The 18,972-nt window shown below is 60.6% G+C and carries 16 protein-coding genes, 1 tRNA gene and 1 pseudogene; 9 read left to right on the plus strand and 9 right to left on the minus strand.

Features of this window, described 5'->3' with window-relative positions; translation table 11 throughout:
* Positions 1-20 precede the first annotated feature (20 nt).
* On the plus strand, positions 21-1,121 hold the full coding sequence (gene ychF, locus HX851_RS44500) for a redox-regulated ATPase YchF (RefSeq protein WP_177066001.1): 1,101 nt from the start codon (positions 21-23) through the stop codon (positions 1,119-1,121).
* Positions 1,122-1,197: 76 nt separating this feature from the next.
* Here the strand turns inward: ychF and HX851_RS44505 are convergent, their stop codons facing one another.
* Complete coding sequence (locus tag HX851_RS44505; RefSeq protein ID WP_017123778.1) at positions 1,198-1,785, minus strand: hypothetical protein; 588 nt, start codon at positions 1,783-1,785, stop codon at positions 1,198-1,200.
* A gap of 4 nt (positions 1,786-1,789) precedes the next feature.
* Positions 1,790-2,224: a DUF3592 domain-containing protein gene (locus HX851_RS44510; RefSeq protein ID WP_177056287.1), complete on the minus strand. Its 435-nt coding sequence runs from the start codon at positions 2,222-2,224 to the stop codon at positions 1,790-1,792.
* A gap of 456 nt (positions 2,225-2,680) precedes the next feature.
* Between HX851_RS44510 and HX851_RS44515 the strand changes: the two genes are divergently transcribed.
* Positions 2,681-3,721, plus strand: a complete 1,041-nt coding sequence (locus tag HX851_RS44515; protein ID WP_256262787.1) for a Fic family protein — start codon at positions 2,681-2,683, stop codon at positions 3,719-3,721.
* 27 nt (positions 3,722-3,748) lie between these two features.
* On the opposite strand, the gene HX851_RS45575 is transcribed toward HX851_RS44515, so the two are convergent.
* Together HX851_RS45575 and HX851_RS45580 are read right to left on the minus strand one after the other, a co-directional pair.
* The gene (locus HX851_RS45575; RefSeq protein WP_420902238.1) at positions 3,749-4,516 is read right to left on the minus strand and encodes a methyl-accepting chemotaxis protein; all 768 of its coding nucleotides are present in this window, start codon (positions 4,514-4,516) and stop codon (positions 3,749-3,751) included.
* Between the two features lie 87 nt (positions 4,517-4,603).
* Positions 4,604-5,704 (minus strand): annotated as a pseudogene (locus HX851_RS45580) (HAMP domain-containing protein); the annotation flags it as partial.
* 312 nt (positions 5,705-6,016) lie between these two features.
* Here HX851_RS45580 and HX851_RS44525 point away from each other — a divergent pair.
* From HX851_RS44525 to HX851_RS44540, 4 genes are read left to right on the plus strand one after another with little or no spacing between them, the layout of a single operon-like run.
* A complete protein-coding gene (locus HX851_RS44525; RefSeq protein WP_177056290.1) occupies positions 6,017-6,271 on the plus strand; it encodes a hypothetical protein in 255 nt (84 codons plus the stop codon).
* A 12-nt stretch (positions 6,272-6,283) separates the two neighbouring features.
* Positions 6,284-7,735, plus strand: coding sequence for an OmpA family protein (locus HX851_RS44530; protein ID WP_177056291.1), 1,452 nt, complete (start codon positions 6,284-6,286; stop codon positions 7,733-7,735).
* 33 nt (positions 7,736-7,768) lie between these two features.
* Positions 7,769-9,385, plus strand: coding sequence for a hypothetical protein (locus HX851_RS44535; RefSeq protein WP_177056292.1), 1,617 nt, complete (start codon positions 7,769-7,771; stop codon positions 9,383-9,385).
* The gene (locus tag HX851_RS44540; RefSeq protein WP_177066004.1) at positions 9,382-10,218 is read left to right on the plus strand and encodes a hypothetical protein; all 837 of its coding nucleotides are present in this window, start codon (positions 9,382-9,384) and stop codon (positions 10,216-10,218) included. Before HX851_RS44535 ends, HX851_RS44540 begins: the two co-directional genes overlap by 4 nt.
* 110 nt (positions 10,219-10,328) lie before the next feature.
* Here the strand turns inward: HX851_RS44540 and HX851_RS44545 are convergent, their stop codons facing one another.
* Complete coding sequence (locus HX851_RS44545; RefSeq protein WP_177056294.1) at positions 10,329-11,546, minus strand: MFS transporter; 1,218 nt, start codon at positions 11,544-11,546, stop codon at positions 10,329-10,331.
* Between the two features lie 336 nt (positions 11,547-11,882).
* On the opposite strand from HX851_RS44545, the gene HX851_RS44550 reads away from it, so the two are divergent.
* Both HX851_RS44550 and HX851_RS44555 read left to right on the plus strand, forming a co-directional pair.
* Entirely contained in the window at positions 11,883-13,940 is a 2,058-nt protein-coding gene (locus HX851_RS44550) for a methyl-accepting chemotaxis protein (RefSeq protein ID WP_177056295.1), read from the plus strand.
* A 115-nt stretch (positions 13,941-14,055) separates the two neighbouring features.
* Positions 14,056-14,132, plus strand: a tRNA-Met gene (locus HX851_RS44555).
* Positions 14,133-14,365: 233 nt separating this feature from the next.
* Here the strand turns inward: HX851_RS44555 and HX851_RS44560 are convergent.
* From HX851_RS44560 to HX851_RS44575, 4 genes are all read right to left on the minus strand, one after another.
* On the minus strand, positions 14,366-15,277 hold the full coding sequence (locus HX851_RS44560) for a LysR family transcriptional regulator (RefSeq protein ID WP_177056296.1): 912 nt from the start codon (positions 15,275-15,277) through the stop codon (positions 14,366-14,368).
* A 40-nt stretch (positions 15,278-15,317) separates the two neighbouring features.
* A complete protein-coding gene (locus HX851_RS44565; protein ID WP_177066005.1) occupies positions 15,318-16,526 on the minus strand; it encodes an MFS transporter in 1,209 nt (402 codons plus the stop codon).
* Between the two features lie 141 nt (positions 16,527-16,667).
* Entirely contained in the window at positions 16,668-17,267 is a 600-nt protein-coding gene (locus HX851_RS44570; RefSeq protein WP_177066006.1) for a TetR/AcrR family transcriptional regulator, read from the minus strand.
* A 76-nt stretch (positions 17,268-17,343) separates the two neighbouring features.
* Positions 17,344-18,339, minus strand: coding sequence for an aldo/keto reductase (locus HX851_RS44575; RefSeq protein WP_177066007.1), 996 nt, complete (start codon positions 18,337-18,339; stop codon positions 17,344-17,346).
* A gap of 229 nt (positions 18,340-18,568) precedes the next feature.
* Between HX851_RS44575 and HX851_RS44580 the strand changes: the two genes are divergently transcribed.
* Entirely contained in the window at positions 18,569-18,961 is a 393-nt protein-coding gene (locus HX851_RS44580; RefSeq protein ID WP_177056300.1) for a tautomerase family protein, read from the plus strand.
* Positions 18,962-18,972: the final 11 nt, after the last annotated feature.

An 18,972-nucleotide genomic window follows, 5' to 3' on the forward strand; every position in this document is an offset into this window, starting at 1 on the left:
TAACTCCTAGGGGAAACACCATGGGATTCAACTGCGGCATCGTCGGCCTTCCCAACGTCGGCAAATCCACCCTGTTCAACGCCCTGACCAAATCCGGCATCGCGGCGGAGAACTTCCCCTTCTGCACCATCGAGCCGAACAGCGGCATCGTGCCGATGCCCGATCCACGCCTGCAAGCCCTGGCCGAGATCGTCAACCCCAAGCGCATCCTGCCAACCACCATGGAATTCGTCGACATCGCCGGCCTGGTGGCCGGCGCGTCGAAAGGCGAAGGCCTGGGCAACAAGTTCCTGGCCAACATCCGTGAAACCGATGCCATCGCCCACGTGGTCCGCTGCTTCGAAGACGAGAACGTGATTCACGTCTCCAACAGCGTCGACCCGAAACGCGACATCGAGATCATCGACCTGGAACTGATCTTCGCCGACCTCGACAGCTGCGAGAAACAACTGCAGAAAGTCACGCGCAACGCCAAGGGCGGCGACAAGGACGCTGTGATCCAGAAAGGCCTGCTGGAACAGCTGATCGCCCACTTCACCGAAGGCAAGCCGGCGCGCAGCCTGATGAAGAACATGAGCACCGACGAAAAGGCGGTGATCAAGGGCTTCCACCTGCTGACCACCAAGCCGGTGATGTACATCGCCAACGTCGCCGAAGACGGCTTCGAGGACAACCCGCTGCTGGACGTGGTCAAGGCCATTGCCGAGGAAGAAGGCGCGGTCGTGGTACCGGTGTGCAACAAGATCGAAGCGGAAATCGCCGAGCTCGACGACGGTGAAGAGAAAGACATGTTCCTCGAAGCCCTGGGCCTTGAAGAACCCGGCTTGAACCGCGTGATCCGTGCCGGTTACGAAATGCTCCACCTGCAGACCTACTTCACCGCCGGTGTCGAAGAAGTCCGCGCCTGGACCGTCAAGGTCGGCGCCACTGCCCCACAGGCGGCCGGCGTGATCCACACCGACTTCGAAAAGGGCTTTATCCGCGCCGAAGTGATCGCCTACAACGACTTCATCCAGTACAAGGGTGAAGCCGGAACCAAGGAAGCCGGTAAATGGCGCCTGGAAGGCAAGGAATACATCGTCAAGGACGGTGACGTGATGCACTTCCGTTTCAACGTGTAAGCGTTGCCGAAACCAAAGAAGCCGCGTTGATTCGCGGCTTTTTCATGGGTGCGTGGTATCGACCCGTCAGTCGCGACTAGAACAGATAGCCCATGTAGATCGCGGCGGCGCCACCGGCCTGCACACCCGCGTTCATGCCCGCCATGACCACCGCGCCCCGGGCCGACTGCAATAACTGCCGGTTGACCGTGGCGGAGGCAATGACCGAGGTCGCCGGATTGGAGCTGACTGCCGCCGCCAACGCCAGCAGCTTGGGATCAAGGCCGAACAACAGGGCCGTGGCTGAACCGCCGACCACCAGTCCCAGGCCCACTTCGGTATACAGGCAAGGTCCGGTGATGTCGTCGCTGGTCAGGTCACGACTGACCAGGGCGTCGCTGACAAACACCTTGCCGGTACTGGGAAAGGCCTCCGCCGCACCAACCCCGCCCACGCTCTTGCCCTTGACCTGGATATTGATCTTGCCGAAACGCGGCAACCGCGCGCCAAATCCGACACCCACCCCGACGCCGCCGTAGCGGTAGCTGACGTTCTCGCCCTGGGGCGAACGCAAGATGATCGAACCGCCACTGCCCGCCAGCAAAGCCACACTCAAACCGCCTCCGCTGGCAGTCTGATACTGCCAGTGACTTTCATTGACCGGGATAGGGATGTTGTAGCTCATACGTTCATAGTCCTTTGAGTGAATGAACCGCACCGCGACCGATGCCCCTTGCCAGACCGGAAATGAAGAACACCAGACCGATAAGCCCCAGTACGCCGGGAGTGGCCCACAGTGCGGCCAGGTCATCGACGATGGCGCTGACGGCCGGCTGCTCGGGCAGGTAATGGACCCGCACTGGCTGATCCTTCTGATAACCGAAGATAAAGCCGCCCTGGGGGTAGGAAATCTGTTCACCGCTGCGAGTGGTGAAGGCAATCTCGGGATGCGAACCGCCGGCATTCAAGTGGCTGACGACGCCATCGGCGGTCTGCGCGCGAGCGAGGAATTCGCGTCGATCAAGGGTGAGGTTGACGGCAATGCCCAACAGGCCGATGCCAATCAGGGTAAAAAGCAGCCCCTGGAGTATCTTCCCGAGGCGTGACGGGGTCTGGTTAGCCATGGCCTGTCTCGATATTCGTCCATGAAAGAGGGCGATCAGGATAGCAAGAAACAACTAGGGCAGGAAAATGAGCTGTAAGATGCTGAAATGAGCCATAAATGACTATAATGAGCCGTATCCGGCTATATTGAGCTGTAAATGAGCCGTAATAGGGAAAATATCATGGCCAATACGTCTGATCATCTTCTGGCCGCACTGGCTCAGCGAGCTCGGAATGGTCAACCCTGGGCCAGCTCGACCGAGCTGAAGAGCAACGTTTCCGCAAGTTTGGCCACAGTAAAACGACACCTTGAAGCACTGGTCAATTCCGGCCACGTGATTCAGGAAGGTCGAACACGTTCGACACGTTACAGACTTGTCGATACCAGGGAATCCCAGCCCGCCCCAGTCAGTACAGGCCCTGTATGGTCGGCTCAAAGCCTGTCGTTGCGCAGGCGCCTGGAACAGCCGCTGGCCATGCGCCACGCCGTGACCTACCAACGCACCTTCGTGGACAACTACATTCCCAACCAGTCCTCGCTGCTGCCAACCTCGCTCGCCACAACCCTGATGGAAGAAGGGCGCATGCGCGGCCAACAACCTGCGGGCACCTATGCACGCAAGGTGCTGGAGCCACTGCTTATCGACCTGTCCTGGTCCTCCTCGCGCCTGGAAGGCAACCGTTACTCGTTGCTCGCCACCGAGGAGTTGTTCAAGAGCGGAGTCACCGGCGGCGATCTGGATGCAGTGATGCTGCTCAACCACAAGGCAGCCATCGAGTTCATGGTCGATGCCGTCCCCAGCTATGGCCTGACCACGCCGGTGATCCAGAACCTGCATGCGCTGCTGATGCAGGATCTGCTGGCCGACTCGGGCGGCCTGGGCACCATTCGCCAGAAAATCGTCAATATCAGCGATACCACCTACCTGCCCAGCCAGGTCCCGTCCCTGCTCGGTGAAATGCTCGAATGCATTCTGGAGAAAGCCAGGCAGATCAAGAACCCGGTTGAGTCCGCCTTCTTCCTGTGGGTCAACCTGGCCTATCTGCAACCTTTCGATGACGGCAACAAACGCACGAGCCGTCTGGCCGCCAACGTGCCCCTGATGCTGTACAACAGCGCGCCGCTGTCCTTTCTGGATATGGATGTGCGGGACTATGCGCACGCCATGATGGGCGTCTATGAGTACCTGGATGTGTCGCTGGCCGCCGACCTTTTCGAATGGGCCTATCGCCGCTCGATCAGAAAATACGAAGTAACCCTTGAAGCCATGGGCAGGCCTGATCCGGTTCGGGTGCAATTCAGGGAGGCACTGAACGAGGCCATCGGCGCCATCGTGCGTGACCGCAAGACCTGCGAAGAGGCGATGGCCGACTTGTCGCTGGACGCCGATCAGGCGCAGTTGTTACGCCCCTTGCTGATGGACGAGCTCAAGGTGCTGGGGGTGTTCAACTGCGCTCGCTACAGATTGACGATGAAGCAGACCGAGAGCTGGATCGACGCCGGCCGTCCTTTGTGATGGAGTCGGCCGGCACCACTCTTCTTCCTACGACCTGAAACGCCCCACCAACCCGCTCAGTTCATCCGAAAGGTGCGAAAGCCGGCCCGAGTCTTCCTGCGCGGAGTTGGCCAGGCTTTCCACCAGTTGCGCCTCATCGTAGATCTGCCGGATATGCCGATTGATCTCTTCGGCCACGCTGTGCTGCTCTTCCGCCGCCGCCGAGATCTGCAGGTTCTGGTCCCTGATTTCATTGACCGACAACTGGATACCTTCAAAGCTGTCCCGTGCACTCTCGATCGAGGACACACTGGCCCGCGACAGGTCCAGGCAGCTTTCCATCTTCTGCGACACTTCCTGGGTCTTGCTGCCGAGGGCGTTGAGCAACTGGTCGATTTCCCCGGTGGAGTCGGACGTGCGCTTGGCCAGAGCCCTCACCTCATCCGCGACCACGGCAAAACCGCGCCCCTGGTCACCCGCCCTGGCCGCTTCGATCGCCGCGTTCAGCGCCAACAGGTTGGTCTGCTCGGCGATAGCACGGATGGTGCCGAGGATCTGGTTGATGTTGCGACTGCCCTCCTCCAGTTCGACCATGGCCTGGGAAGACTCGGTCAAGCGACGCCCCAGGCGACCGACGTTCTGGGTGGTCAGTTCGATCTGCTGCTTGCCCTCGGCCACCCGGTGGTGCCCGCTCTCGGCGGAGTCGGCGGCCGCGCTACAGGAACGCGCGACCTCGTTGGCGGTCGCGACCATTTCGTTGAAGGCCGTGGACACCAGTTCCACCGCTTCACGCTGGCGACCGGCCGCCTGGTTCATGTTGCTGGCCACCTCGCTGTTGACCCGCGAGGCGTCCTGCAGATTGGTGGATGCCGCGCCAATCCGCTGGATCAGCTGGCGTATCGCCGCGAGAAACTTGTTGAACCAGCCTGCCAGCTCAGCGGTTTCATCCCTGCCCTGCACCTCGAGATCACGGCGCAGATCGCCCTCGCCCTCGGCGATCGATTGCAAGCCGGTGCTGACCTGGCCGATCGGCTTGACGATGACCCTGGCGAACGCCGCGGCAAGCAGCGCGAAGAGCAGCACCAGCACGACCACGATCCCCCCTGTCACGTAGGTCATGTGCGTGGCCGTGCCCATGACTTCGTCGTACCTGATCAGACCGACATAGCGCCAGCCCAGGCCGGGCGAGGTCCAGATATTGGCCATGTAACGGACCCCGTCGATTTGCACTTCGGTGGAGCCTTGCGGCGTGGCCGCCAGTTTGGCGTAGGGCTCGCCCAGGTCCTTGAGCGGCTTGAAGCTGTGGCCGACGTCACGCGGATCGACCAGCACGGTGCCATCCTCGATCAGCATCACGTAGCCGCTTTCACCGAGCTTGATGCTCTTGACCAGCTCGGTGAGGTTTTTCAGCGAAACGCTGACGACGAATACGCCCTTGGCCTTGCCGGCGTCGTCGAGCATTGCCCTGGCGCTACCCACCAGTGCCACGGCGTCTTTGTCATAGTAATAGGCGGGGGTTCGCACCGCTTTGCCGGGGCTGGCCATGGCGGCCTTGTACCAGGGACGCGTACGCGGATCGTAGCTCGACAGTTGCGGATCATCCGGCCATTTCGCGTAGCTGCCGTCTTCCAGGCCGATAGAGAGGATGGCCGCGGCCGGGTGGGTCGCGCCATAACGGGCGAATCTATCGATGACCTGACGGGCTTCTGTCGGCAACGGCTTGCTGGCCGCATCGGCAGCCTCGTAGTGCTTGAGACTGCTCACCGATGTGTATACAGAATCGGTCGCCATTTGATCGACATTTTGCTGGGTGCCGTCGAAAAACTGTCGAATGTTGCCGTCGATCTGACGTATTTCGCGGGTACTGCCATCGATGAACTGATCGACCGCCTGAGCTCGTATATTCAGCACCGATATCACTGCCACAAGGCTTACCGGAATGAAGGCGACCAGGACAAAGGCCAGGACAAGCTTGTTTTTTATTTTCATTGTAGCGATCGCCATTCGAAGAAATGAGCTGCGAATGGCCAGACTACACGGACAAATAGCGGTTTGCCATCACGTCTTGCCCGATTTGGCAAGAGTCATGCTCGCCATTTTTTTGTATACAAAAATATCAAATAGCGTTCGGCTGCGCCCTGCCTGTCAGCGCTTAGCTGAGCTGATTCGAGCCATGTGCGGTTGGGCCAGCCACCCCCGCCAGCCCCAAACATTTTCGTGACTTCCTCCTTCAATGCCTTTAGCATCAAAAGACGAATGATGCCATTTGGCTATCATTTTGGACTTGATCGCGCACTCCATGGAACAGGATCTCGCTTGAACACTCTCCCCTCTTTTGCCAAGGCCACGTTTGCACCTGGCTGGCCAAAAACTGTGCGCGAACCAAAAGACCACTCCGCTATTCGTTCCTGGGAAATTTATCGTGCCGATACCGACTGCCAGCCTGTGAAGACAGCGCCTGGGGCTTTGGCGCGCGTCCTGGACAAGCTTTCCATCCGCATTTTGCTTTGCCTGATGACTGAAGTTCTTAACGGCATTTCGGTGCAACGGCGTTTTATACAACCGCATTGAAATGGACTTGAGATGAGCAACACATTTCGCTTCACGGCGCTTGCCAGCGCGCTGCTGCTGGCTTCCGGCTGTTCCACCAGCCAATTCGATCAACTGGGCAAGGACTATGGCACGGCGATCTTGTGCGGCGCCGGACTGGTTGCCGGAGGTGCTGCAGGTTATGCCATCAACGGCAAAAAAGGCGCGTTGATTGGCGCTGCCGCCGGCACAGCCGTGGGTTGTTACGCCGGCTCCGTGTGGCAAAGCCGGATGCAGGAGCTGGACCGCATCGCCAAGGAAGAAAACCTGAAAATCAGCTCGCAACAACTGCAAACGGCCTCGGCCACACCGAATGCAGCTCCGGTCGATGCCGGCGTTGTAACACAGATAGAAGACTCGGGGATGTTTGCGAGCGGTTCCGACCAACTCACCCTCAGTGGTCAACGCAGCGTGAGCAAAGTAGCTGCGGTCTATGCCAACGTCGACCCAAAATTGGTCAGCACACGACGCCTGCTGGTGGTCGGCCATACGGATGCCACGGGCAGTGGCGCCACCAATCAGAAACTCTCCGAGCGCCGCGCACGCACCGTAGGCAAAGCATTGATGGCCGCCGGCATCCCTTCGACCTCGATCTTCTACCAGGGTGCTGGCGCTTCGCGACCGATTGCCGACAACAGTACCCTCGAAGGCCGTAACGAAAATCGTCGGGTAGAAATCGCCGAACTGACATCCCAGGAAATGCTGGTACTGCGCGCCAAGGCAGAACAATCGAACGCCAAGTATCTGGCTCATGGTGCCTCCACGGCCAAACCGGTCAGCAAACCGGCCACACCTGCGCCTGTGACAGACTCGACCGTTCCAGCCCCCGTGGCGTCCACCAGCAGCACCGCAAACAACAGGGCGAAACCAAGTGTCGACTTCGGCGGCGTCCCCACCTCCAGCAAACAATGGAACCTGGGCCAAAACATCACGCCGAAAAGCGGGGGTTTCAGCCTGTTGAGCAGCGCCTACGCCAATGCGATCCCGGTCGGCAGTTGCCAGGACGATATGCCCCGCGAAAGCGGCGAGGTCAAGAGCCTGGCCACGGACAAGCCACTGGACGGGGTCAAGACCCGCGACTACCTGCCCGGCTACAACAACCGGGTCTGGGCCAATACCGTCAATGGCAACCTGGTCACCATCTCGCCGGTATCGATCCTTCGCGACGGCGCCGAGGTCGGCAAGCAACCCTTTATTCAAGTCGTGAAAGGCTATGACGAAGGCAATCGCAAGGCTCTGCCGAAGATGAACGCTGTCGCCAACACCTATGAAGGTGAGAAGGAAGTCCTGTACCGCGTATTCATCAATGAACCCAAGGCACCGGTGGCCTGCATGGACGTTGTATTCAGCAAAGGCAATGCCACCGCCGAACGCGGCGCGTTGTTCTACCCCGTCGGCGACCAGAGCTACACCGTTGCCTATGCCCCCGTCAGCACCCAGCGGTAAACCAGGGAGAAACCGAACGTGCAAGAATCCGCGATGGCTGCCTTCAAAGCCTTTATTGCTGCAAACGAGATGGCGATCATCAGCCTCACCGCCCTCTTCGTAACACTCTGCCTGCTCAAGTTCTATTGGGAAAAGGTCGGTTACTTCGCCATGCGCATCTGGCACGGCGTGCCGCTCATCGGTACGGTATCGCGCCTGGCGGGCAGGGAGCCGACCGTTCGCCCGGACGGCTGGACCAGTTCCGAATATGAGCTGTGCAACAGCTACTACGAAACCTACGACAAGGTCGACAAGAGCCCGGAGTTCTTTCGCCAATGCCAGGACTACCTGAAGAAGATCGGCGAAGCCGGCCGCCGACCTCGTCCGGCCTGGGTATTTGTTCTCGCCGCAGTGCTGTTGGTCGTGGAAGCGATCGGCTTCGGTTATGTGCTGTCGGGATGGCTGAGCCTCGACGCCTCGGCCAGTGACAAACGTTACCAGGCGATCGGCGTGGCGATTCTGCTGGCGGTGATTTCCTGTGGTTTTGCCGAGGCAGCGGGCCATGCCATCCACCACAACAACCTGATCAAGAAGGCCCGTGCCTGGTGGCGTGGCGACTCGTCCGATTCGCGCTCCAGCCACCTCAAGCAAATCGACTCGGTCAATATCGAAGACAGCTTCAGCGACAGCAACGACAAGGACTACAACCGCATCCTGGCGCGTATCGCGACGTCCGTGGAAGTCGCGCCCAAGTATCTGCTGATCGGTGCATTCGTGGCCATTATCCTGATCATGTCCGTCGCCGCGTTCGTAGTTCGCGCCAAGACCCTCGATAGCATCCAGGACGAAATGGTCAACTCGATGCGCGCGGAGAGTTCGAACAACGCCAGCGCAGCTCATGCCAGCCCGTTCGAACTACCGGATGAGTCCCAGGCCGTCAACGACAGCGCCGACAACAAGACCATTGACGACAAGATGCAGGCGATCCGTGAAGCTTCGCTGACCACCTACATGATCTTGTCGGTGATCTACATTGCCATCCAGTGCATCACCTGCTGGCTGGCGAGCATCTTCGGCTTTGCCGGCGTGCACTCGCGCCGTGCCTATGACTACACGCACAAATTCAACAGTGCAGATGAAATGGTGCGCTGGCTTGAACGCGAGCGCACGAAGATTTCCGGCCACGCGGACCATAAGCTGAGCATGCTCCAGCAGAAGCTCTCCAGCCGTGAAACCAACCGCGCCGAGCACCTGAACGCCATGAAGGGCGCGGCGATCCAGAAGCGCGATTTCAATGCCTATGTGATGGTACGGCGCACCGCGGAGAAAGCCCTGCAGTTCGGCAATGAAAGAATCAATGCCATGCCTGCCCCGATCGTCGAACCAACTCCGCTGGCTGTCGCCCCCGCCCAATCGACGGTGCCGGTGCCCGCCCTGCAGGCAGTGATCGCGGCCCTACCCGAGCACGCACCGATTGTCTCGGCTCCGGTATCAGTACCCGCCGAGATCGATGCCAACAGCTTCCACGACCTGACCAGTGTCACCGATGAGCAACTGCCGACCTTGGCCAAGGCCCTGAAGCAGACCGAGGAAACCCTCAAGAGCGTCCGTGACCAACAGCTGTTGTTGAAGCAGTTGGGCATCTTCAAAGTCGGTGGGGTCAACGCATGAAGCGCCTCAAGCTGCTCATGCTGGCCGCCCTGGTAATACCCGGTGTGGCCATGGCCGGCGAGCGCAATGACCTGCAAAGCTGCTATGAGACAGCGCAACTACTGGAGCTGAAACCCACATCGCCGGATCGTGAACTGATCGTCGTGGTGGATGAGACCGTCCCGGTTCCGGAAGACATCCAGAAGCAGGCCTGGGGACAGATCAGCCGCTTCGTGCAACCGGGAGACAGCGTCAAGCTCTACAGTTTCTCCGCCTTCCTGCCGGGCGAGTACCTGCGCCTGCTGTACGCGGGACAGCTCGACAGGAACGCAGGGGAAGAAGCCCGCGACGACGCCAGCGCACGCAAGCTACGCACGCTCGACCAGTGCCTGGCACGCCAGCCGAAGACCTTTGAAGCTGGCTTCGGCAAGCTGTTCGTCAAGAGTCTTCGCGAAGCGCGCCAGGACATTCCGCGAAGCGAAATCATGAATGCCCTGCGCAAGATCGGCGAAGACATCAAGGCCTCGGACAAAGTCAGCGACCACGTGGTACTGCTGATCAGCGATATGCTGGAAAACAGTGACTACACCAGCTTCTACGCGAAAAACCAGATCAAGAACCTGGTGGTCGCCGACGAACTGAAAAAGGCCCAGTCCCACAATCTGTTCGCCGACCTGTCCGGTGCGCGCATCTATGTAACAGGCGCAGGCCTGATCACCGATGACGTCAAGCAAAGCTATCGCTCAGGCAAGACCATGGATGCGCTGAACCAGTTCTGGAGCGAATACTTCAGCCACTCCAACGCCTCGCTGAACGGCTTTGGTACGCCAAGCCTGGGTGGGGACTTGAAGTAATCCCGATCCGCAGGAACGAAAAAGCCGCATTGATTCGCGGCTTTTTTGCCTCACTTGTACGAGCTGATTCGAGCCGAGTCTTCCACTTCGGCTCAATTACAGCTCACGATTCAGGCTTTCCTGGTCTTCGGCAACAACACCGCCAGCACCCCGAACAACGGCAGGAACGAGCACAGCGTGTACACGTACTCGATACCGTGGATGTCCGCCAGGTGCCCCAGCAGCGCCGCGCCGATGCCGCCGAAACCGAACATCAGGCCGAAGAACACCCCGGCGATCATGCCGACATTGCCCGGCACCAGTTCCTGGGCAAACACCACGATGGCCGAGAAGGCCGACGCCAGGATAAAGCCGATCACCACGCTGAGCACCGTGGTCCAGAACAGGTCCACATAGGGCAGCATCAGGGTGAACGGCGCCACGCCGAGGATCGAGAACCAGATCACCGCCTTGCGCCCGATCTTGTCGCCGATCGGACCGCCGGCAAAGGTCCCCGCTGCCACCGCGCCGAGAAACAGGAACAGGTGCAGTTGCGAACTGGCTACCGACAGCTGGAATTTCTCGATCAGGTAGAAGGTGAAATAGCTGGTGAAGCTGGCCATGTAGAAGTACTTGGAGAACACCAGCAGGCCGAGCACCACCAAGGCACCGAGTACGCGATTCTTCGACAGCCCGTGAGTGGCCTTCTGGCCCTGCTTGAGCTTGAACAGGTTCAAGTGCGCGCGATACCAGCGACTGATGCCATAGAGCACACCCAGGGCGAACAAGGCGAACAGCCCGAACCAGGCGACATTCCCCTGGCCGAACGGGATGATGATCGCCGCCGCCAGCAACGGGCCAAAGGCCGAACCGGCGTTACCACCGACCTGGAAACTCGACTGCGCCAGGCCGTAACGGCCGCCAGAGGCCAGTCGTGCCACGCGGGAAGCTTCCGGATGAAACGTCGAGGAACCCACACCGATCAGGGCCGATGCCAGGAGGATCAGCGGGAAACTGCCAACCTGGGACAACATCAGGATGCCGATCAGGGTGCAGATCATTCCCGCCGGTAACAGCAGCGGTTTCGGATGACGGTCGGTATAAAACCCCACCCACGGCTGCAACAGCGAGGCGGTGACCTGGAAAGTCAGGGTAATCAGCCCGACCTGGGTAAAGGTCAGTCCGTAGTTGGCCTTGAGCATCGGATAGATCGACGGCAGGACCGACTGGATCAGGTCGTTGATCAGGTGCGCCAGCGCCACCGCGCCGATGATGCGCATCACCAGAGGACTGGATTGCGGAGCCGTCGATGCGACGGTCGCGCCAGCGGACGTTTCAGTGAGAGCCATGAGGGAATTCCGTCACACGGATGGGTGCATGATTGCAGGTGCGTCAATGTGCCATTTTTTAGTGCGGCAATACCAGATGCTTGATGAGCTAACGATCCATCCAGGCACAAAGAAATGACTGATAGCTCTTTGCTACTGGTCTGAATCTTGCCTACCTTAGCTCCTACAGCGCGGCCCCTTACAAAGGGGCCCGAGAATGGGAAGTTTCGCTACAGCGGCCGGCCAACAACGCCCTCACTGGCGAATCTTCCGAGGTCTTTAACGACGGCATCCGTCATGACCAACCCGTCATGACCGCACTCAAACAGTGCTGGATGCCTTGAGGAGTGGTCGGGCATGCACGCTTTTTTATCACCAGGGATGCGACTGTTGGGGCGATTCGGTTTCGCCCGCAAATTTCAGGTGCTGTTCCTGCTGTTCATCGTGCCGCTGATGGGTAGCCTGTACATGATCGGCCAGGATTACCGCAGCAAACTGGCGCTGATCTCCGAGGAACGTGCCGGTGTCCGCCAACTGTTGGCCCTGGACTCCCTCGACAGCCTGCTGGCCGCCCAACGCGACCGCGCCGCCCGCTGGCGTGCCACGGAAACCAACCGCCAACCGACACCCGCCACCCTCGCGGCCATGGCCGTACTGGACAAGGCCCAGCCCGAGGTCAAGCAGGCCATCGAGCAGTTGGGCCAGGCTCTGCAGAACGAAGGCGCCAATGGCGAGACCATGAAGCGTTACCAGGTCCTGCAAGCCACCCTCGAAGGCCTCGACTCGGCCAGCCTGAGCAAGGTCGGCTGGTGGCCGGACGGCTATGACCGCTTCACCTCTGCCCTGAGCGCCCTGCAAGGCCTACGGGAACAAATCGCCATGGACAGCCGGCTGATCCTCGCGCCCTGGATGGAAACCTACCTGCTGACGCAGATCTCCACCCAGTACGCGCCCGACCTGATCGAACGCGTCGGCCGTCTCGCCAGCGTCGGCCAGGCTTCGGTGGTGTCCGGCCAGTTCAGCCTGCAGAGCCGCCTGCAACTCAAGGACCTGCGCAGCCGCATCGGTGACGCCCGCGACCAATTGACCAAGACCGGCGCGCAACTGGAAACCCGGCTGCCGGCGCAACTGCAAAGCTGGGCCGGGCGTTACCGGGAAAGCCTGAATCACCTGGACGAAGGCCTCAAGGCGCTCGACGACGGCATGTTCGGCGGCAGCATCACCCTCAAGCCGGAAGGCTTCGAGAAGACCCTCGACACCTTGCTGGACCAGTTGGCCGGCCTGCGCCAGGACTCCCTGACCACCCTCGACAGCCGCCTGGACTACTACCACGGCCAGGCCATCCGCCAGTTCACCCTGGTGGCGGTGATCTTCGGCTGCCTGCTGCTGGCGGCGTTGTACCTGTTCATCTGCCTGCAGGCCTCGATCCGCCGCAGCGCCAGCGGCATCACCCTGCTGGCCGAATCCCTGCGTGACGGCAACCTGTGCCTGCAGGTGCCGGTGGAAGGTCGCGACGAACTGGCGGCCATCAGCACCGCGCTCAACGTCGCCGTGGTGCAACTGCGCACCAGCCTGCAGGGCGTGGACCACGAGAGCCTGCAACTGAGCGACGCCGTGCGCACCCTCAACAGCCACTCCAGCGGCGCCCTCAACGAGGTCGAGGCGCAGCAGCAACAGATCAGCCAGATCGCCGCGGCGGCCACGCAACTGGCGGCCACCTCCCTCGGTGTCGCCCAGAGCTGCGAACAGGCCTCCGGCAGTGCCCAGAACACCCAGCGCATCGCTTCGGACAGCAGCCGCGACAGCCAGCGCACCACCGCCAGCATCCAGCAGCTCAACCAGCGCCTGAACGAAACCGCTGCCGCGCTGGGCCGGGTCAGCGAGCAGGGCCAGCAGATTCAATCGGTGGTCGACACCATTCGTGGTGTCGCCGAACAGACCAACCTCCTCGCCCTCAATGCCGCCATCGAAGCGGCACGAGCCGGTGAACAGGGCCGTGGCTTTGCCGTGGTGGCCGACGAAGTGCGCAGCCTGTCGCAACGCACCCAGAGTTCCACCGCGCAGATCGCCAGCACCGTCGACAGCCTGCGCGCCACTGTCAGCCAGGCGGTGGCATTGATGGAAGCGGCCTGCGGCCAGGCGGAAACCGATGCGCAATCGGTGACCGGGCTGGGCGAGCGCCTGGTGGAAATCGCCAGCGCGGTACAGAGCGTGACCGACACCCTGGCGCAGATCGCCACCGCGGTAGACGAACAGGCGAGCACTGCAGATGAAGTCAGCGGCAATATCCAGCAGGTCGACCAGGCGGCAGTCCGGCTGCTCGAAGGAGCCCGTGCGGTGAACCGTGCGGCGGATACCCTGAGCGAAGGCAGCAAGGCCCTGAGCGACAATACCGGGCGATTCCGCCTGAGTTGAAACGGCCAAGGCCCGCGGTTTTCGCCGTCGGGCCTTAAGCTTTTGATAGCGTAGAGAAAATTTTCAGATATTTGCTTGACACAACATCGCTCCAAGCGAATAATGCGCGCCACTTGGCTACATAGCTCAGTTGGTTAGAGCATAGCATTCATAATGCTGGGGTCCGGGGTTCAAGTCCCTGTGTAGCCACCAAGTACTAAAAACGGCTTACCGCAAGGTAGGCCGTTTTTTTATGCTCCGCGAAAAGTGCCGGGGCCGCTTGCAACACAAGCGTTCGTTTTTACCCGTGATTGCCAGGACCCAAGCCTGAAATACAAACCTTGTAGGAGCCGGCTTGCCGGCGATGGCGTCAGGACAAGCACCGCAAGCCTCAAGGGCCTCATCGCTGGCAAGCCAGGCCCCTACAGAGACTTATGCAATCAGCATCAGGACAATTGCACTGTCGACGGCAAGCTGTTCAGAACACCCTCCATATGCGCAATAAACGCCCGCGCCTTGGCGCTGGCCATTCGGCCCGTCGGTGTCACGGCCCACAGTTCCCTGGGCGGTAGTTGCCAGTCGTTCAGCACCGCCCTGATCTCGCCCGTGGCCAATTCCGGCATGAACATCCATTCGGCGGTCATGGCCAAACCGTGATGATTGAGGACACCGGCACGCACGCCTTCCGAAGAACTGACGCGCAGGCGTCCATGCGCGACGACGGGCTGTTGCCGAGCGCCCTGGCTGAAGTTCCAGTGAGTGCTTTCCCCCAGGCTATAGATCACGGCCTGGTGACGCAGGATGTCCAGTGGTGTTTTCGGCTCGCCGAAACGCTCGAAGTAAGCGGGAGTGCCGAAAACCCGGCTGGGGCTTTGGCCGATCCGGCGGGCGGTAAGGCTGGAGTCGCCCAGTTTGCCGTTGCCGATGCGCAAGGCCACGTCGATGCCCGCCTCCATCAGGTTGAGAATGCGGTCGTCGAGCACGACGTCGACATTCAGGCCCGGATGCCGATCCAGAAACGCAGCCAGATGAGGAATGATGTACATCCGTGCGAAAGTCACGCCGGCGCTGACACGCAGGTTGCCCGACAGGCCCGCACCGGCACCGCGGGCGGCATCCTCGGCTTCGTTGGCATGGTCGATGGCATGCCTGGCCTGTTCGTAGAACGCCAGGCCCGCTTCGGTGGGTGTCAGGCCACGGGTGGAGCGCAATACCAGGCGCACCTTCAGGTGGGCTTCCAGTTGCGCCACGCTTTTCGACACGGCGGGCTGGCCGATCCCCAGGCGTCTGGCGGCCGCCGAGAACGAGCCGGTTTCCACGACGTGGACGAAGGTTTCCATGGCGGTGAGACGGTCCATCGGGAGTCCTTTGGGTTCACGGAGCGAGCATCGAACAGCCTCAAGGGGCCTGGCTATCCAGTGTAATCCCCGAGGCTTGCCTGGGCACACTCAGGAACCGTAACAACGCCACCAGCGGAAGCGCGCTGCCCACCAGCATCACGCCCAACCAACCACCGTGCTCATACACGCTGCTGGCGATCGCCGAGCCAAAGGCGCCGCCGACAAAGATGCTGGTCATGTACAGCGCGTTCAACCGACCGCGACTGTTGGCGTCGAGGGCGTAAACCGCCCGTTGACCGAGGACCATGTTCATCTGTACACAGAAATCCAGGACCACGCCGGTCACCGTCAGGCCGATCACGCTATACAGCGGGTGGACCAGGGCAGGAAGGAAACTCAGCGCGGCAAAAATCATCGCCAGCAGCGAAGCCCGATGAGTATGACCCGCATCGGCCAGGCGACCGGCGATGGGCGCGGCCACGGCACCGATAGCACCGACCAGGGCAAAAATCGCGATCTGGGTCTGGCTCAAGCCATGGTTGCGGATCAACTCCAGCGGCACGGCGGTCCAGAACAGGCTGAAGGTGGCAAACATGCAACCGTGATAGAACGCGCGCTGACGCAGCACCGGTTGCCGACGCAACAGCGTGCCCAGGGAGCGCAGCAACTGCCCATAGCTGGCCGAGTGATCCGGCTGGCGCCTGGCGATGGTCAGCAACAGTACCAGGCTGATAAAGATCATCACCGCCGCCGCCGCCATGAACATCGCGCGCCAGCCGAAGTGATCGGCCACCACGCTGGACACCGGCCGCGCCAGCAGGATGCCCAGCAGCAGGCCGCTCATGATGCTGCCCAGCACACGACCACGGGACTCGGCAGGTGCCAGGTGCGCCGCCAGCGGGATCAGGATCTGCACGGCAACCGAGCTGAAACCGATCAGCAGCGACACCAGCAGGAACAGGTTCGGCTGCTCGGTGAAAGCCGCCCCCAGCAGGCTGACGATGGCCACCAGGTTGGTGATGATCATCAAGCGGCGGTTTTCCAGCAGGTCGGCCAGCGGCACCAGGAAGAACAGGCCCAGGGCGTAACCGATCTGGGTCAGGGATACGATCAGGCTGGCCAGGGCCGGGGTCAGACCGATATCCGGGGCGATCAGGTCGATGATCGGTTGCGTGTAGTAGATATTGGCGACGATGGCGCCACTGCAAAACGCGAACAGCATCACCCGGCCCCGGGTCATGCCTGTTGCTTGTGGAGTAGCGCTCATGGCTTTCTCATCAAAGCGAAGAAGTGGGATGAGCGAGAGTAATGACAAGGCAGACGCCGGAGTAGAGAGCTGGCGGTGATATCACCCATGCCGAACATGCATGGCTGAATGTCCCCTGGCAGCCAGATCAACTACCCGTGATCACGACGCCTTGCGAAGAAACGCCCTGACCGCATCGAGTACCTCTGCCGAAAGCGGCGCCTCGCCGGCGGCCCGGGCCATGGTCATGGCCCCGACCATCAAGGCGTATTCGACCAATGCGGTTTGTCGGCCGGCGACTGCACTTTCGGCTGAGCCATCGCCCTCGACGGTAGTGGCGTAAGTCGAGATCAGCGCCTCCAGCCCTCGGAGAAAGGTCTGGTGAACCGCGGACCGCGAATCTTCATGGGCCATCTCCGCGGAAAACGCGACCACCGGACAGGTGTCCTGATGCTGTTCGAGCTTGCTGTCCGCCAGGTAATGGTCGATGAGCGTCTGTCGGGCGCGGTTCTTTTCCGGGTGCGCCGCGATCTTCTCGCACCAGCCGCTGACCGACTGCTCGAACGCCTGGGCACAGGCCTCATTGGCCAGCGCTTCCTTCGAGGCAAAGTGGCCATAGAAGCCGCCATGAGTCAGCCCCGACTCATGCATCACTTCAGACAAGCTGACACTCTGGAAACCGCGCTCGCGGAACAACCGCGTCGCCGTCTGCGTGATCTTGACCCGGTTGAGCTCAGACTGTGCACGGGAAACTCTGGGCATGACGACCTCTCTTAAATCAATTTCCACCTTCATGGTCCAGGAAAGGGAGAGTCCCGGTGACCTCTCCCTCCTCGGCTCACTTCTCGGCAGGCGTTGGTGCGTTCACGGAAATAAACCCTTGTGCCTTCATTGCCAGCCAGAACTGCGGATCGATCGTAGCTTCGATGGCTCGCGCATCTTCGGCAATCCGCGAAGGTCGGCTGGCACCCGGAATGACCGCGGCCACCAACGGGTTGGCCAACGCGAACTGCAACGCCGCCGCCTTGATATCGACGTTGTACTGTCGGGCGAGCTCATGGATACGCCGGACCTTCTCCAGCATCTCGGCAGACGCCGGCTGATACTCGAAGTGCGTACCGCCCACCAGCACGCCCGAGCTATAGGGGCCGCCGGTAATGAACTCGGCGCCTTTGGCGCTGGCCTTGGCAAACAGTCGCTGCAGAGGCTGTTCGTGATCGAGCAGAGTATAACGACCGGCCAGCAGGAAACCGTCCGGGCGGAACTCATCGAGGTCCAGGGTCAGTTCGCAGGGTTCGACACGGTTTACACCCAGCCCCCAGGCCTTGATCACACCTTGTTCCTTGAGGCTGGCAAGCACACGGAATGCCCCGGTGCGCGCGATATTGAAGTGCTCGATCCATTGGTCGCCATGGGCGTCCTGCGCGACATCATGAACGAACACGATATCCAGGCGATCGGTGCCGAGCCGTTGCAGGCTGCCCTCGATCGAACGCAGGGTCGCATCCGCGGAATAGTCGGTGAGCATCTTGTTGGGATTGCCCAGGCTGAACGGCCCCGAGCGGGAGGCGTCATGGACTTCGTCGGAGATCGGTCGCCCCACTTTTGTGCTCAGGGTGTAATCGTCGCGTCTATAGTTGCTCAGGGCGCTGCCAAGGCGGCTTTCGGACAGGCCGGCACCGTACAGCGGCGCGGTGTCGAAAAAGCGCAGGCCATGGCTCCAGGCCGCCTCGACGGTGGCCACCGCCTCTTCTTCATCGATTGCGCGGAACATGTTACCCAGCGGCGCGGTGCCAAAGCCCAGTTGGCCGATGATCTTGTCTTTGAGACTCATGAAAAACTCCGGTTTCACGTAGAGGGTCAGGATTGACTGATCAGGTTTTCGCCTCAAATAATACATGATGAAAAACATCTATTCAATAAATGTTAATTAACATCTATTATATGAAAACCGGGACCGGGGTTTCGAGAGACGCTTGAGAAGCAGAAACCCAGACCGGGTTCCGGATACGTGCCATTGAATGTTTGGCCGTACACCCCACCGACACAAAGAGGATCGACCCATGCCTTTAGTCAGAATCGATGTCGCTGCCGACACCAGCACCGAAACCGTTGCAGCCATCAGTGATGTCGTCTACCAGGCTATGTTGCAGACCGCCAATGTCCCTGAGCACGACAAATTCCAGATCATCAATCGCCATGCTGGAGATGAGCTGGTCTATCCCGCTGCCGGTTATCTCGGCGTGACCTACACGCCGAACATCGTCTTTATCCAGGTGACCTGGAATGCGGGCCGGACGATCGAGGTCAAGAAGGCCTTCTACAAGGCGATCGCCGAAGGTATCCACGCCAGGACCGGACTGCGCAAGGAGGATGTGTGGATCAGCCTGGTGGATGTGAAGCGCGAGGACTGGTCGTTCGGCAACGGCGAGATGCAGTACGCGCCGACGGAGTAAGACGGATAAGC

Source organism: Pseudomonas gingeri (assembly GCF_013385635.1).
GTDB classification, from domain to species: Bacteria; Pseudomonadota; Gammaproteobacteria; order Pseudomonadales; family Pseudomonadaceae; genus Aquipseudomonas; species Aquipseudomonas gingeri_A.

Bases quoted from the DNA above. Each gene is read 5' to 3' on its own strand.
- ychF (WP_177066001.1), top strand. From the start codon at position 21: ATGGGATTCAACTGCGGCATCGTCGGCCTTCCCAACGTCGGCAAATCC.
- HX851_RS44505 (WP_017123778.1), bottom strand. From the start codon at position 1,785: ATGAGCTACAACATCCCTATCCCGGTCAATGAAAGTCACTGGCAGTAT.
- HX851_RS44510 (WP_177056287.1), bottom strand. From the start codon at position 2,224: ATGGCTAACCAGACCCCGTCACGCCTCGGGAAGATACTCCAGGGGCTG.
- HX851_RS44515 (WP_256262787.1), top strand. From the start codon at position 2,681: ATGCGCCACGCCGTGACCTACCAACGCACCTTCGTGGACAACTACATT.
- HX851_RS45575 (WP_420902238.1), bottom strand. From the start codon at position 4,516: ATGAACCAGGCGGCCGGTCGCCAGCGTGAAGCGGTGGAACTGGTGTCC.
- HX851_RS44530 (WP_177056291.1), top strand. From the start codon at position 6,284: ATGAGCAACACATTTCGCTTCACGGCGCTTGCCAGCGCGCTGCTGCTG.
- HX851_RS44535 (WP_177056292.1), top strand. From the start codon at position 7,769: ATGGCTGCCTTCAAAGCCTTTATTGCTGCAAACGAGATGGCGATCATC.
- HX851_RS44540 (WP_177066004.1), top strand. From the start codon at position 9,382: ATGAAGCGCCTCAAGCTGCTCATGCTGGCCGCCCTGGTAATACCCGGT.
- HX851_RS44545 (WP_177056294.1), bottom strand. From the start codon at position 11,546: ATGGCTCTCACTGAAACGTCCGCTGGCGCGACCGTCGCATCGACGGCT.
- HX851_RS44550 (WP_177056295.1), top strand. From the start codon at position 11,883: ATGCACGCTTTTTTATCACCAGGGATGCGACTGTTGGGGCGATTCGGT.
- HX851_RS44560 (WP_177056296.1), bottom strand. From the start codon at position 15,277: ATGGACCGTCTCACCGCCATGGAAACCTTCGTCCACGTCGTGGAAACC.
- HX851_RS44565 (WP_177066005.1), bottom strand. From the start codon at position 16,526: ATGAGCGCTACTCCACAAGCAACAGGCATGACCCGGGGCCGGGTGATG.
- HX851_RS44570 (WP_177066006.1), bottom strand. From the start codon at position 17,267: ATGCCCAGAGTTTCCCGTGCACAGTCTGAGCTCAACCGGGTCAAGATC.
- HX851_RS44575 (WP_177066007.1), bottom strand. From the start codon at position 18,339: ATGAGTCTCAAAGACAAGATCATCGGCCAACTGGGCTTTGGCACCGCG.
- HX851_RS44580 (WP_177056300.1), top strand. From the start codon at position 18,569: ATGCCTTTAGTCAGAATCGATGTCGCTGCCGACACCAGCACCGAAACC.